At 39.9% G+C, this 15,221-nt stretch carries 7 protein-coding genes; 6 read left to right on the top strand and 1 reads right to left on the bottom strand.

Features of this window, described 5'->3' with window-relative positions; translation table 11 throughout:
• Positions 1-90: 90 nt before the first annotated feature.
• The 5 genes from NJ959_RS07265 to NJ959_RS07245 all read left to right on the top strand — a co-directional run bounded on the left by NJ959_RS07265 (position 91) and on the right by NJ959_RS07245 (position 10,039).
• The gene (locus NJ959_RS07265; protein ID WP_254011088.1) at positions 91-2,142 is read left to right on the top strand and encodes an ATP-binding protein; all 2,052 of its coding nucleotides are present in this window, start codon (positions 91-93) and stop codon (positions 2,140-2,142) included.
• Positions 2,143-2,311: 169 nt separating this feature from the next.
• Positions 2,312-2,707 (top strand): response regulator, encoded by a 396-nt coding sequence (locus tag NJ959_RS07260; protein ID WP_254011087.1) that lies wholly within the window; start codon positions 2,312-2,314, stop codon positions 2,705-2,707.
• Positions 2,704-5,025 (top strand): response regulator, encoded by a 2,322-nt coding sequence (locus NJ959_RS07255; protein ID WP_254011086.1) that lies wholly within the window; start codon positions 2,704-2,706, stop codon positions 5,023-5,025. Before NJ959_RS07260 ends, NJ959_RS07255 begins: the two co-directional genes overlap by 4 nt.
• A 278-nt stretch (positions 5,026-5,303) precedes the next feature.
• The gene (locus NJ959_RS07250; RefSeq protein ID WP_254011085.1) at positions 5,304-7,280 is read left to right on the top strand and encodes a response regulator; all 1,977 of its coding nucleotides are present in this window, start codon (positions 5,304-5,306) and stop codon (positions 7,278-7,280) included.
• Positions 7,281-7,291: 11 nt separating this feature from the next.
• The gene (locus NJ959_RS07245) at positions 7,292-10,039 is read left to right on the top strand and encodes a PAS domain-containing protein (protein ID WP_254011084.1); all 2,748 of its coding nucleotides are present in this window, start codon (positions 7,292-7,294) and stop codon (positions 10,037-10,039) included.
• A 24-nt stretch (positions 10,040-10,063) separates the two neighbouring features.
• Here the strand turns inward: NJ959_RS07245 and NJ959_RS07240 are convergent, their stop codons facing one another.
• The gene (locus NJ959_RS07240) at positions 10,064-12,331 is read right to left on the bottom strand and encodes a cation:proton antiporter domain-containing protein (protein ID WP_254011083.1); all 2,268 of its coding nucleotides are present in this window, start codon (positions 12,329-12,331) and stop codon (positions 10,064-10,066) included.
• A 433-nt stretch (positions 12,332-12,764) separates the two neighbouring features.
• Between NJ959_RS07240 and NJ959_RS07235 the strand changes: the two genes are divergently transcribed.
• On the top strand, positions 12,765-15,221 hold a 2,457-nt coding region (locus tag NJ959_RS07235), incomplete at its 3' end, for an Hpt domain-containing protein (RefSeq protein ID WP_254011082.1).

Genomic DNA, 15,221 nt, shown 5'->3' with positions numbered 1-15,221 from the left:
GGGGAGTGGGGAGTGGGGAAAACAATCTTGTAAATCCTGTAAATGCTGTAAATCACGATAAAAACTACAAAATGTTGGTACTTGGTAGCCATGACAGACATCCTGAATCAATCCCTTGTCGAGGATGATGAAAACTTAATTCTACAAGAAGAAGAAACGCCAGACAAAGCGCCTGAAGAAGTGGCTGTCAATTCTTGGAAAATTATACTGGTGGATGACAATGCTGAAGTCCATCAGGCTACCAAGTTAATTCTCAAGCGCTTTGCCTTTGAGGAAAAACCCTTAAACTTAATTTCGGCATTTTCAGGTGAAGAAGCTAAAAATTTAATAGCAATTCATCCAGATACAGCCGTTATTGTTCTGGATGTTGTCATGGAAACTAATGATGCGGGATTGAGGGTAGCGAAATATATTCGGGAAGTACTAAAAAATAAATTAGTTCGGATTATTTTACGGACAGGGCAGCCCGGTGAAGCTCCAGAAGAGTCAGTAATTTTAGAGTATGATATTAACGATTATGCCACCAAAGCGACCCTAACGCGGTCTAAATTATTTACATCTACGATCGCGGCACTCAGATCGTACCGCGATGTGAGCGAGATTGAGAAAAGCCGTCAAGAATTAGCATCCCTTTATAATAAATTACAGGACTTCAATCAAAACTTAGAGCAGTTAGTCAAAATTCGTACTCAAGAATTAGAAGATAAAAATCAGCAATTGCAACAGGAAATTTATGAGCGCCAGTTGATAGAGGAAAAGCTCCAGACATCGGAAGAAAAAATGCGTGCCGTTTTTGAAGCAATGACCGATATCGTATTGGTTATTGATAGCGAATCTGGAGATATTGAAATCGCGCCAACAAATCCGGATCGCTTGTACAAAGAAGCGGCAAACACGATCGACAAGACGATCGAACAATTGTTTGAAGGTGAAAAATTCGCTAGTTGGTTTGCTCAAATTAGACATGTATTAGAAACGGAGCAAACTCTAGATTTTGACTACAGTTTACCCCTCAATGACGAAGAGGTATGGTTCACTGCAAGTATTTCACCATTGACAGATACTTCAGTGATTTGGGTAGCCCGTAATATCACTGAACGCCAAGAGGTGGAAGTAAAGTTACGTCAAAAGAATCAGGAATTAGCTAATGCTCTGCAAGATCTAAAAATGACTCAAGTGGAACTGATTCAATCAGCGAAAATGGCAGCACTAGGACAACTTGTTGCGGGAGTTGCCCATGAAGTGAATACACCATTAGGCGCAATTCGTTCATCGGTGGAGAATATTGATTATTTTTTCAACCACAATCTAGAAAAATTACCTAAATTTTTTCAGGGACTCTCACCAGAACGTTATTCAGATTTATTAATCTTACTACAAAAATCAATTCAACAACCGACAACATTATCCGCCAAAGAAAAGCGTCAATTTAAACGAGGATTGATTCATCAACTAGAAGAGCAAGCAATTGAAAATGCTGATACTATTGCCGATACCTTGGTCGATCTTGGCGTTTATGAGGATATTTCTCCATTTTTACCCCTTTTGCAAGATCCAGACAGATCCAATATTTTACACAAAGTATATCAAATTGCCAGCCTGCAAAAAAGTACGCAAACCATAAAAATAGCAACACAACGAGCAGCAAAAGTGGTGTTTGCTTTAAAAAATTATGCTCGTTATGATGCCACGGGGGAAAAGATCGTAGCTAAACTCACCGATGGAATTGAAACCGTATTAACCCTTTATCAAAACCAAATGAAACAAGGGGTTGAAGTTATTATAAACTATCAAGATAATTTGCCCGCTATTCTATGTTACCCCGATGAACTAAATCAAGTCTGGACTAATCTGATCCATAATGGGTTACAAGCAATGGAATTACGGGGGGTTTTAACTATTGACGCGAGACAGGAGGATGGCAGCTTGCAAGTGAGGATAAGCGATAGTGGGAAGGGAATTCCCCCAGAGGTTATGCCGAGAATATTCCAGCCATTTTTTACCACAAAACCTCCAGGAGAAGGGAGTGGCTTGGGATTGGATATTGTTAAGAAAATTATTGATAAACATCAGGGTAAAATTGAAGTGGAATCCATACCTGGTAAGACGACATTTACTGTGTCAATTCCAATGAACTTATAATGGTTGTTGGTTGTTGGTTGTTGGTTGTTGGTTGTTGGTTGTTGGTTGTAGAATAGGCGTATAGCCTCTGACAGTTGTTTGTTGTTGAGAATCTTGCAAAAGAAAAATAACAAACAACAAATAACTAATAACAATCTTTTCTAGAAAACACCTGAAAGAGTAAAAAAACATGTCCAAGCCCGTAATTTTATGTGTAGACGATGAAGTTGTTGTATTAAATAGCTTAAAAATACAACTAAAAAATGAGTTTGGCAATGATTACCTTTATGAAGTGGCAGAAAGTGCTGATGAAGCATTGGAAATAATTGACGAATTAGAAGAGGATGAGACTGAGATTTTGGTAATAGTATCCGATTGGTTAATGCCCGGTACTAAAGGAGATGAATTTTTGATCAAGGTTCATCAAAAACATCCCAAAGTTATTAAAGTAATGCTAACTGGACAAGCTGATGAAGCTGCAATTGAGCGGGCAAAAGAGCAAGCGGGCCTCCATTGTTGCCTACAGAAACCTTGGAGTGGAAAAGAATTAATTGAAACCATTAAGTCTGGTTTAGCAAAATTATGAGGAAACCTGTTATTATATGTGTCGATGACGAGCCGACTATCCTAGAGAGTCTAAAAATCGAGCTAAAAAAAGCATTGGAAGATGACTATCTTATTGAAACGGCAAGCGGCGGTGAAGATGCTTTAGAGTTATTGGCGGAGTTAATCGAAGATAAATATGAAGTTCCTGTGGTAATTTCTGATTACAGAATGCCCGGTATCAAAGGAGATGAGTTACTCAAGGAAATCCATAAAACATGTCCAGATACAATCAAAATAATGCTAACTGGAGAAGCTAATTTAGGAGCAGTTAGTAATGCAATTAAATATGCAAAACTATATAGGTATATTGCGAAACCCTGGCAATATGAAGACTTGGCTTTGACAGTAAAAGAAGCAATTCGTAGCTATTTTCAAGGAAAACAACTTGCTGAACAAAATGTCAAACTACAGGAACTAAATCAGGAACTAGAAAGCCTAGTAAAGCAACGCACCGTAGCATTGCGCCAGTCAGAGGAAAAATTAGCCAAAGCATTTCGCTCTTCGCCTAACCCCATCACAATCACAAAACTGGACGATGGCACTCATCTCGAAATAAATGATGCTTTTTGTCAGGTGACGGGTTATACTATGGGAGAAATTATTGGTCGCACTGCGATAGATTTGGGGCTTTGGGTTGATCCAAAAAATCGCGATCGCTTATTTCATTTATTAACAGAAAGCGGGAGAGTGCGAAACTATGAACTTGAGTCTCGCAACAAGTCAGGGGAAATTAGAACAGCTCTGTTATCTGCCGAAATTCTCGATATTGACGGAGAAAAATGTCTGCTTTCTGTCAGTCAAGATATTAGCGATCGCAAACAGATAGAAATAGCACTCCAAGAAGCCAAAGAAGTCGCAGATACTGCCAATCGTGCTAAAAGTCAATTTCTCGCAAATATGAGTCATGAACTCCGCACTCCCCTCAATGCCATTATCGGCTTTTCTCAATTACTAGGTAGAGATCGATCTCTCAAAGTAGATCAACAAGAATACTTAGAAATTATTAATCGTTCCGGCGAACATTTACTTGGTCTAATTAATAATGTTCTGCAACTTTCTAAAATCGAAGTAGGTGAGGTAAGCATCGATAAAAATAGCTTTGACTTATACCGATTACTGAATAGTCTGGATGAAATGTTCAAGTTAATCGCCGAAAATAAGGGCTTACAGTTAGTCTTTGACTATGACTCAAATCTACCTCAATACGTGGAAACTGATGAGAGGAAGTTACGTCAAATTTTAATTAACCTCCTGGGAAACGCGATCAAATTTACATCCGAAGGAGGTGTCACTTTGCGCGTAGCTATTCGTCAGCCGTCAGGAGAAGAAAATCCGACAAATGAGGATAACAAACAACGGACACTTTCCTTTGAGATAGAAGACACTGGACCAGGTATTGCCCCCTCGGAAGTAGACAATTTGTTTGCCGCATTCTTCCAAACCGAAACAGGTAGAAAATCCTTGGAAGGAACTGGTTTAGGTTTACCTATTAGCCGCAAATTTGTACAGCTAATGGGGGGTGATATTACTGTTAGTACTATATTGGGTCATGGAAGTATTTTTAAATTTAATATTGAGGTAAGTTTGGCTGAAGCGGTTGAGATGCAAACACCCCAAGTAATTCGCCGGGTGATGGGTTTAGCACCGGGATCGTCGGACTATCGTATCCTGGTTGTTGACGATCGCCAAGAAAGTCGCCTTTTACTCATGAAACTGCTAACTTCTGTCGGATTTTCAGTACGAGAAGGAGTCAACGGTGAAGAAGCGATTAATATATGGTTAAATTGGGAACCCCACCTCATCTGGATGGATATGCGGATGCCTGTAATGGATGGATATGAAGCGACTAAATACATTAAAACCCATTTAAAAGGTCAGGCTACTGCCATTATTGCCCTAACTGCTAGTGCTTTTGAGGAGGATCGATCCGTTGTTTTATCCGCAGGTTGTGACGACTTCGTGCGGAAGCCCTTCCGAGAAGAGGTTATCTTTGAAAAAATAGCTCAATATCTGGGAGTACGTTACCTTTATGAAGAGCCACATTCAGACACGGAGACAGTGAGTAAATTTACTCAATCATCTACTCAACCCCTGACTACGGAGGCTTTGAAAGGAATGTCACCTTTGTGGCTTGATGAACTATACCAAGCCGCTGATGCAATTGATAATGAGCGGATTTTCCAACTCATTGAGGAAATCCCCCCGGAATCTACCTCATTGGCTCTCACTATAGCCGATTTAGTTAATAGTTTCCGTTGCGATCGGATTATTGATTTAATTGAAGAAGCTAGAAATTAGAAATTAGTTATTGGTTATTGGTTATTGGTTGTTGGTTATTGGTTGTTGGTTGTTAGTTATTGGTTGTTAGTTGTTGACAAGGGGCAAAAAGCCAATTTTTGATAGCTCTTCTGACATTGTGGTGGCACATGTATATTATGTTACGGATTGTCGGTAAGATAGAACTCTTTGCCAATAACAAATAACCAACACCAAATAACCAACACCAAATAACTAACAACAAATAACTAACAACAAATAACTAACAACAAATAACTAACAACAAATAATAATAAATAATGAATAACAATCAATCTGAAACAAATCAAGGCAATATCTTAATCGTTGACGATACACCAGAAAATCTCCAAGTTTTATCTGCTACCCTATCCGATCGAGGGTATAAAGTTCGAGGTGTAATCAAGGGGCAAATGGCAATTCGAGCAGCAAAATCTGCTCCTCCCGATTTAATTTTGCTGGACATCCGGATGCCAGAGATGGATGGCTATGAAGTCTGCGAAAGACTGAAAGCAGATCCCCAAACTCGCGATATTCCAATCATTTTTATTAGTGCCCTTGATGAAGTATTAGATAAGGTAAAAGCTTTCAAAGCAGGTGGTGTAGATTACATTACCAAACCCTTTCAGGTAGAAGAAGTCTTGGCACGGGTTGAAAATCAACTGATGATTTGTCGGCTTTCTCAAAAACTTCAAGAGCAAAATCAACAGCTACAACAAGAGATTCAAGAGCGACTAAAAGCAGAAAAAGAAGCGGAAGCAGCCTCCCATGCTAAAAGTGAATTTCTGGCAAATATGAGTCACGAATTACGCACTCCTCTCAATGCCATCCTGGGTTTTACCCAAGTCATGAGTCGCGATCTCCAACTCAATACTGAACAGCGGGAATATCTGGGCATTATTAATCGCAGTGGCGAACATTTGTTAGAGTTAATTAATGATGTTTTAGATTTGTCCAAAATTGAAGCTGGTCTTATTTCACTTTATGAAAGTAGTTTCGATTTGTATCGCCTCCTCGATAATTTGGAAGAGATGTTCCAAATTAAAGCCGATCAAAAGAATTTGCAGCTCATTTTTAGCATCCCTTCAAATGTTCCCCAATATGTGAAAGCAGATGCAAAGAAATTGCGAATTTGTTTAATTAATCTTCTGGGAAATGCCATCAAATTTACCGACTATGGCAGTGTAACGTTGCGTGTAGCTAGTAGTCATTCATCAGTTATCAGCGATCAGTCGCAACGGATAACAGACACTAGACAATGGACACTTAATTTTGAAGTTGAAGACACTGGATATGGAATTGCACCGTCAGAAATTCCTCGATTGTTCGATGCCTTCATCCAGACAGAAACAGGTAAAAGATCGGCAGAAGGAACCGGATTAGGATTAACAATTACTAGAAAATTCACGCAATTAATGGGTGGAGATATTACCGTTAGGAGTGTTTTAGGGGAGGGGACAAGTTTTAAATTTTCTATCAAAATAGAAGATGGGGATTCAGATCAAGTCGTTGAGAAACCCCTGCGGCGGGTGATTGGCATTCAGTCAAATCAAGAATCTTATCGCATTCTTGTTGTGGATGATACTCAAGAAAACCGCCTCCTATTAGTTAAGTTGCTCGAGCCGATTGGCTTTGAGGTGCGGGAAGCGGAAAATGGCTCTGAAGCTGTAAAGTTGTGGGAAAGTTGGCAACCACATCTAATTTGGATGGATACCCGGATGCCCATCCTGAATGGATTAGAAGCAACCCGACAGATTAGAATCAAGGAACAAGAAATGGAGATAGAGAGTCAGAATATTTCCTCCTCAGCGAAGATTTCTTCATCAACTATCATCATTGCTCTAACCGCCAGTGCTTTTGAGGAAAGGCGAGGTGAAATTTTGGCAGCAGGCTCCTACGATTTTATTCGAAAACCATTTACAGAAGAAGTAATATTTGAGAAAATAAGAGAATACTTAGGGGTGGCATACATTTATGAAGATTTGCCCCAATCTCAGAAAAAGCACCGTCGGGTTAATCCAATTGATCCAACCTCAGATTTATTCTTTCTGACAGAATTATCCAAGATACCTCAGAGTTGGGTAGCTCAACTATATCAGGCGGCTAATGAAGTTAATGAGGATTTGGTTTTCCAGTTAATTAAGCAACTACCAGATAAAAACTCGGATCTCACTGAGGCGTTAATGGATTTACTGAATGATTTTCGTCTTGATATCATTGTGCGAATAACTCAGGCTGTTATTAATAATCATTTATGAGTCAGTTTTGAATGATGTCAGAACAATTAGCACAACAAATAAATAATAACACCACCAAAATATTACTGGTTGATGACAATCCAGAGAATCTCCGTTATTTATCTCATATTCTGACAGATCGTGGCTATAAAGTACAAAGAGCAATATCGGGACAATTAGCTTTGAATGGAGCAAATGCTGCTCCACCAGATTTAATTTTGCTCGATATTATCATGCCGGATATGAATGGATATGAAGTGTGTAAAAGGCTCAAAGCAACGGAAGAAACGAAGGATATTCCGGTAATTTTTTTGAGTGGATTAAATGAAGGATTGGATAAAGTTAATGCCTTTAAAGTAGGAGCGGCTGACTACATTAGTAAACCATTTCAATCAGAAGAAATTGTCGCTAGAATTGAACATCAACTCACCATTCAAAACCTCCAAAAGCAATTACAAAATAAAAATATTTACCTGGAATATGAAATTCATAAACGCCAAAGAGTCGAGGTAGCACTTCAGAAGCGGGAACGATATTTAAGTACCTTAATTGAGGTGCAGCGTCTGCTATTAGTCTGCCATGATACCCACACATGTTACTGCGATCTCTTACCACTGCTAGGAAAAGTCTCTGGTGCTAACCGGGTTTATATTGTTGAAAATAATCGCGATACTCTTGGTAATCTTTTGATGAGTCAGAAAGCTCAGTGGTGTGTTGATGGTATCCATCATATCAATAATTTAGCTCGAGAGAACCAATCTTACTCTGAATATTTTTCACGTTGGGCTAAAGTTTTAGGGCGAGGAGATATTATTTCTAGTATTGTGGCAGAATTACCAGAATCGGAGCTAGAATTTCTCGAAGATCGAGGCATTCTAGCCATTCTAGTTTTACCCCTAATAGTAGAGAATGAGTTTTTGGGATTTATCGCCTTTGAGAATTGTATTGAAGCACGAAATTGGGATACTTCAGAAGTCTTATTATTACTATCGGCAGTAACAGCTTTAGCTCTCAAACAGAAACATTTAAAATCTGAGATAGCCTTACGGGAAAGTGAAGAAAGATGGCAGTTAGCACTCCATGGCAACAATGACGGTATTTGGGATTGGAATATCAAAACAGGTAAATCCATAATTTCGTCCCGCAACAAGCAAATATTGGGGTATGACGAGGAAGAAAATATTAACTCTATCTCCGTCGAAGAATGGACTAATCACATCCATCCAGAAGATTTTCGTAGTGCAAAAAATGCAATGCAAGATCATCTCAATCGCAAAACCCCTCATTACGTCGCCGAATATCGCTTACGCTGTAAAGATGGCTCCTACAAATGGATTTTGTCTCGCGGACAGGCATTATGGGATAATACAGGTAATCCTGTGCGGATGGTTGGTTCAATTACCGATATTAGCGATCGCAAAAATGCCGAAGAAGCATTACGAGAAAGTGAACAACGCTGGCAATTAGTCTTAACTGGTAATAACGACGGCATTTACGATTGGAATATCAATACGGGTGAATCATTCTTTTCTCCTCGCTGGAAAGAAATAGTAGAATATGCCGATAGTGAAATACAAAACCACTGGGATGAATGGGTTTACCGCATTCATCCAGACGATCTCTACCGGGTGATGCTTGCTACTCAAGATTACCTCGATCAGAAAATTCCCTATTACTTTGTAGAATATCGCCTGAAATGTAAAGATAATACCTACAAATGGGTGGAAAATCGGGGGCAAGCTGTATGGGATGATGAGGGAAAACCATTGCGGATGGTTGGCTCCACCAGAGATATATCTGGGCCCAAACAAGTAGAAGAAGCATTGCGAAAAAGTGAAGCAAGAGAACGAGAAAAAGCCCAAGAGTTAGAAATAATCTTAAAAGAATTAAAACGTACTCAAGCCCAACTAATTCATATCGAAAAAATGTCCAGCTTGGGACAATTAGTAGCGGGAATTGCCCACGAAATCAATAACCCAGTCAGCTTTATTTGGGGCAATCTTACTCCAGCTCGACAATATTTCCAAAACCTGATTCACCTAATTAAAATATACCAGAAAACTTACCCAAATTCGACACCAGAAATTGATGATTTTATAGAAGAGATAGATTTAGATTTTCTATTAGATGATTGGTCAAAGTTACTCGATTCTATGCAAGTTGGCGCTCAACGTATCCAACAGATTGTTTTCTCACTCCGTAGCTTTTCCCGACTCCACGAATCCGAAATCAAAACTGTAGATATTCATGACGGGATCGACAATACCCTCTTCATGTTACAGCACCGAATGCGAGCAGAAGGCGATCGCCCCGCGATTGAGGTAATTAAAAATTACGATCAACTGCCAAAAATTACCTGTTATGCGAGTCAGTTGAATCAAGTATTTTTGAATCTACTTAACAATGCAATTGATGCCTTAGAAAATCAACCTTCTCCACGGGTAATTACTATTTCTACTGAAAGGGAAGAGGTAATATGTGAAAGGGAAGAGGTAATAGAAAAATCTGAATTTATCTCACCGCTCACTTCTCCCCTCTCATCTACAGTTGCCATTAGGATTAGTGATAATGGTACTGGAATGACTGAGGAAGAACAAAAGCGGATATTTGACCCATTTTTCACCACAAAATCTGTCGGGAAGGGTGCGGGATTGGGATTATCAATTAGTCACGAAATTGTGGTAGAAAAACATCAAGGGGAATTAAGTTGTATTTCTCAGTTAGGCAAAGGAACAGAGTTTATCATCAAAATTCCAATTCTGTTAGTTGTTAGTTGTTAGTTGTTTGTTGTTTGTTGTTTGTTATTAGTTATTAGTCAACAATTCATCCGTTACATCCGTTACCCCATCCGCTGCCAATTTCTCAACTACCTCAACGCGATCGCGCTCTCCTTGTAACAATAGGCAATCTTCCGACTGGAATGCCATTCCACCTTTAATAGAATTCAATAGTTTCCCATGTCGGCGTATCGATTTAACCCCCACATTATATCGATCCTGGATATCGGTTAGATTCATCCCCACTAGTGTCGATTTTTCTGTCAAAGTTACCCAATGATTGTATTGTGAACCAATCAGTAAACGCCCCATCATCAAGTCTCGAAATCCTGCCAATTCTTCTGGTTCACCAACCACCTGCAAACGATCGCCCGAACTTAAAATTGTCTGACCTTTTGGATAGTATAGAGTACGGTCGCCCTTTTGAATTGCCATTACTGTTGCTCCCGTTAAATTACGAATATCTGCTGCGGCTAATGCGATCCCATTTAAAGGAGAACCATTCTCTACAGTTACCCATGTACTGCGCAATTCTAATGAAGCTTCCTTCAAATCTTTTCGCAGTAAAGTTCCACCTCTTTCTGGTCTAATACTTATGTACCGATCGGTACGGATAGCATTAATTACAGATTGGATAATTGACTGTTTTTCTCCTAGAGTTATTAGCAGGTGCGAGCCGATTTCCAAGGCAGCTTCAAATTCCGGTTGTACTACTTCCTTTGCCCCTAATTGAGTCAGAAGATCGATTTCATTATTATCATGACACCGGACAACCACATCTAATTTTGGAGCAAATTCTAAAGCCCGTTTTAGTAATAACCGAGTACTCGCCGGATCTGGCAAAGCAATTGCCAAAGCTTTTGCCTTTTCCAAATGGGCTTTTTCCAATACCATTTCCGAATCAGCATCACCAAAAATATAAGGGATTTTCTGAATTCTCAACTTTTGAATTGCTGCCTCACTATTTTCTACTACCAAGACGTTATATCCCTGACTGTGCAGGATTTTGACAATAATTTCTCCAACTCTTCCGTAACCCGCTACGACAACATGATCGCGAATGGTTTCTGGAATTGATAGGGCTTTAGTATCTCGAAACTTACGGAGGTACTTGGCTAATCCCGGCAAATTTCCTAATTCATCTGCGAGACGGGGAGAGAATCTCAGCCAAACTGGTGTTAAAACTAAGGTAATTGCAGTTGTTCCTAAAAGTAGGAGGTATTGATTTTCCGAGAGAAATCCATTTTCTAAACCAACTAAGGCTAATACAAAAGAAAATTCCCCAATCTGATTTAGTCCAAAACTGGTGATGAATGCTGTTTTGAATGAATAACCAAATTTGAGGACAATCGGCAAGATAATTATCGCTTTCCCTAGCATAACCACGGTAACTAACCCTAAGATTAATCCGAGATTATCGATTAAAACAAATGGATTAATTAACATCCCAATCGATGCAAAGAACAGAGTTGCGAATGTATCTCTTAACGGCAGTACTTTAGCCAATGCTTGATCGGAATAATCAATCTCAGCAATCATTAATCCCGCTACAAATGCCCCCATCTCAATAGAAAGACCGAGAGCATCTGTTGTCAAAGCTACCCCTAAACACAACGCAATTACGGTAATCAGAAATAGATCATTACTCTCAGTTTGGGCGACACTTTTAATTACTGGGGGAACCACCCAACGACCAAAAGCATAAGCCCCAGCAATAAATACCAACACCTTCAGCAGAGCATCCAGAAGTGCCGAGGCAAGATTAGCAGGTTGGTTGAGTGCAGGCAGAATGGCTAGCATTAGTCCTAAAGCCAAGTCTTGAGCAATCAAAATTGCCAACATGACTTGACCGTGGAGAGTATTGATTTCACCTCTTTCAGTGAGGGATTTCAGGACTACAGCCGTTGAAGAAAGAGAAAGAATTGCTCCCAAAAATATCCCCTGAGCCAATCCCTCAACCCAACCAATGGCAGTTGCTAAAAGGGCGACTAGAGTAATAGTTATGCCAATTTGTAATAAACTACCTTTTATGGCAATATCTTTAACCCGTTTGAATTCAGCAATTGAAAATTCAACCCCTAGAGCAAATAATAGGAACGCTACACCTATTTCTGCCAGCGGTTTAATTTCATTGGCTTCACTTAAAAGTTTCAAGCCAAATGGTCCTACTACTAAACCACTGACTAAATAGCCTAAGAGGACAGGCTGGCGTAATGTTTTGGCGAGATATCCCCCACCAGCCGCAGCTCCCAGAACAGTCATCAGATCTAAAATAAAATTGTGCCCTGTTGCCATATTGGTGATTTGTTATTGGTTATTGGTTATTTGTGGTTTGTTAGATTAAAATACAGGAAACAACGAAGTGATGCTTTACGATCAATCTATTCACCCTACCACTACATTCCCAACCATGATATCGATATCTAAGTTCAGGATAGAGAAGTTTAGGTGGATGTGAAGAAAAAAGAAGGTTACCCAAAACTCCAGACTAATTCTGCAACTATTGTAACTACTGTCACTTCTATCCTCCTCCCTTCCTTGACTCTAACTCCTCTTGCCGCTGAACTTATACCCTCAAAGAGTAAGATAGGGGGGTCTGGAGCCAGTAGTGAACAGACTTTATGGGATGATATAGATATTGATGTCGATCTTCAATAGATTGGCTACAGTTAAACTATCGATGGTTAGAACTGATGACTCAACTCAAAACTCTTTGAGGAACATGGCGATGCAGCAGGAACAACAAGAGCGAATCATGGGCTACTTCATTGAGGAGGCAAAAGATCACCTCAATACAATCGAGCAGGGGTTGCTAAATCTGCAAAGCACCATGGAAGATACTGAAATGCTCAACGAACTCTTCCGTGCTGCTCATTCCGTCAAAGGCGGGGCAGCTATGTTGGGAATCAATAGCATTCATCGCACTGCTCATCGCCTAGAAGACTCCTTCAAACTCCTCCAAGAATCCCCAATCAAGAGTGACTATCAGCTAGAATCCCTATTTTTGCAAGTATTTGATATCCTGGAGAGCTTGGTAGAGCAACTCCAAACTCCCTTGGGATTAACCGATGAAACAGCAGGGAAGATTCTCTCAAACACTGAGCTAATTTTCGAGCAACTTAACAATCATCTGGAAAACCTCAGCCAAAATAACGGTGGCAGCACAGTGACTACTATCCAAAATCCACAGCAAACCTTAGTTGAGTCCACAGAGCAAAATAGTAAACCATTACCCAGTAGCTTTAAACGGGATGTGCTAGTCGAACTGCGGCAAATGTTGCAACTATTTAAGCAATCGGACACCCCCGAACATCGTGGGGCTTTGCAGAACCATTGTCAACGTCTTTTTCAAATTGGAGAAGACTTGCATGTGCCCGGATGGGGAGAATTACTAGAAACAGTACGAAGTGCGATCGCAATTGGCGACAATTCCTATCGCCACCTAGCCAATCTGACGATTAAGGAAATTAAACAAGCTCAGGAATTAGCTCTAACAGGACGCTCCGTTGAAATTACCCCCAGTACAGAACTAAAAGCACTAGTTCCAGGACGGACTAAAGATACCAATACTGTCAAAGATTATAACTACAAAAATAGTAATACCTCCATAAAATCTCAAAACAATGGAATAATGTCAGTACTCGAACAGTCTTCTAATAATCTATCTTCAATCAGTCCTTGGACTAACAACAGAGACACTTATATCCAAAAAGACGAAACTTATATTCAAGATCAGCCAACTTCTATACAGCCAGATAATTCAGAAGAGCGAAACCGACGAGGTAAACAAGGATCGAATTCATTGAATTGGCAACAACACGAATCTTCCCCCTACCCAACTTCTAATTCTCAACTTCCTGACCACATCGAACCAGAAATGGGAATTGCCGAAATCAATACCTTGGCGGATATTTTTGAAGGACAAACCCCAGATTTGGATGAAACATGGGAAGAAGAGGAAATAATCAATCTGGACGATAACCATTTAGGATTGGAAATAGGAAACTCATTCAGTCAGAACGACCAAAATGATTTTGCTGACTTAATTGGTGATGTAGGCAGTACAGGAGTTTACCAAACAGAAGGATCGACTACCGACGATTTTGGCTATTGGTTAGGAGAAGAAGCCTCAAACGGAACTAACTCACGAAAGCGCGATCTTCATTCAGAAGCAAGACTACGTGCAGACGATGAATTTTCCGATCTACTATTTGATGCTGATAGTCCAGACACCATCACAACTCCTACTATCTCAACAGAAGACTTCGATAGTTTGTTTGACGGAAACTTCTTAGCAGACAATAATATTGCCGAACAAACCACAACCGATTGGGAAATAGACTCATGGGAAATCGACACCTCAGCAGATTCGTCCCAATTCCTCATGTCCAATGGCTCAAATGAAGAACACGATCGGGGAGAATGGGACTTAAACGAATTACTGGAGAGTACCAATTCCTTTGGCAAAGCGGAAAGTGGTAGTACAGCAAGAGAACACGAAGAACTAGAGTTTCTAAATTTTGAAGTGGATATATCTGAGGGATTCTCAGATGATTTATTTGACGACGACTTTCCTGATAATACTCCAGATTCAGTACCAATTTTCACTAAAAATGATGCGTTTTTATTCGATGAAGAAGTAAGTGCAGATCCTCAATCCCCTGGTGATGACTTAGAATCCCTATTTGGAGAAGCGACTCCAGAGATATTACAGTCTCCATCTTTAGTAGAAGAATCCATAGATGAATTCAATTGGGAGGAAGATCTATTATTCAGTGGCGCATCAGACGGAGAAATCCAGTTACCGACAGCAGATGAAGCCCAAACTGGATTATTTGATTGGGCAGAAACTCCAGAAGATTCTCAATCCGCAGATGACTTAGAATCCCTATTTGGAGAAACGACTCCTGAGATATTACAGTCTCCATCCTTAGTCCAAGAATCCATAGATGAATTCAATTGGGAGGAAGATTTATTACCCAGTGGCGCATCAAATAGAGAAAGCCAGTTACCGAGAGGAGATGAAGCCGAAACCGGATTGTTTGATTGGGCAGAAACTCCAGAATTTACTCAAGCCCCCAGCGATGACTTAGAATCCCTATTTGGAGAAACGACTTCAGAGAGATCGCAAGTCCAAGAATCCATAGATGAATTCAATTGGGAGGAAGATTTATTACCCAGTGGC

The organism is Limnofasciculus baicalensis BBK-W-15 (assembly GCF_024178385.1).
GTDB lineage: Bacteria > Cyanobacteriota > Cyanobacteriia > Cyanobacteriales > Coleofasciculaceae > Limnofasciculus > Limnofasciculus baicalensis.
The sequence above is the reverse complement of the archived record's forward strand: the minus strand, read 5'-3'. Positions and strand labels throughout refer to the sequence as shown.

Excerpts from the sequence above, each read along its gene's own strand:
- NJ959_RS07240 (WP_254011083.1), bottom strand. The coding sequence starts at position 12,331 with ATGGCAACAGGGCACAATTTTATTTTAGATCTGATGACTGTTCTGGGA.
- NJ959_RS07245 (WP_254011084.1), top strand. The coding sequence starts at position 7,292 with ATGATGTCAGAACAATTAGCACAACAAATAAATAATAACACCACCAAA.
- NJ959_RS07250 (WP_254011085.1), top strand. The coding sequence starts at position 5,304 with ATGAATAACAATCAATCTGAAACAAATCAAGGCAATATCTTAATCGTT.
- NJ959_RS07255 (WP_254011086.1), top strand. The coding sequence starts at position 2,704 with ATGAGGAAACCTGTTATTATATGTGTCGATGACGAGCCGACTATCCTA.
- NJ959_RS07260 (WP_254011087.1), top strand. The coding sequence starts at position 2,312 with ATGTCCAAGCCCGTAATTTTATGTGTAGACGATGAAGTTGTTGTATTA.
- NJ959_RS07265 (WP_254011088.1), top strand. The coding sequence starts at position 91 with ATGACAGACATCCTGAATCAATCCCTTGTCGAGGATGATGAAAACTTA.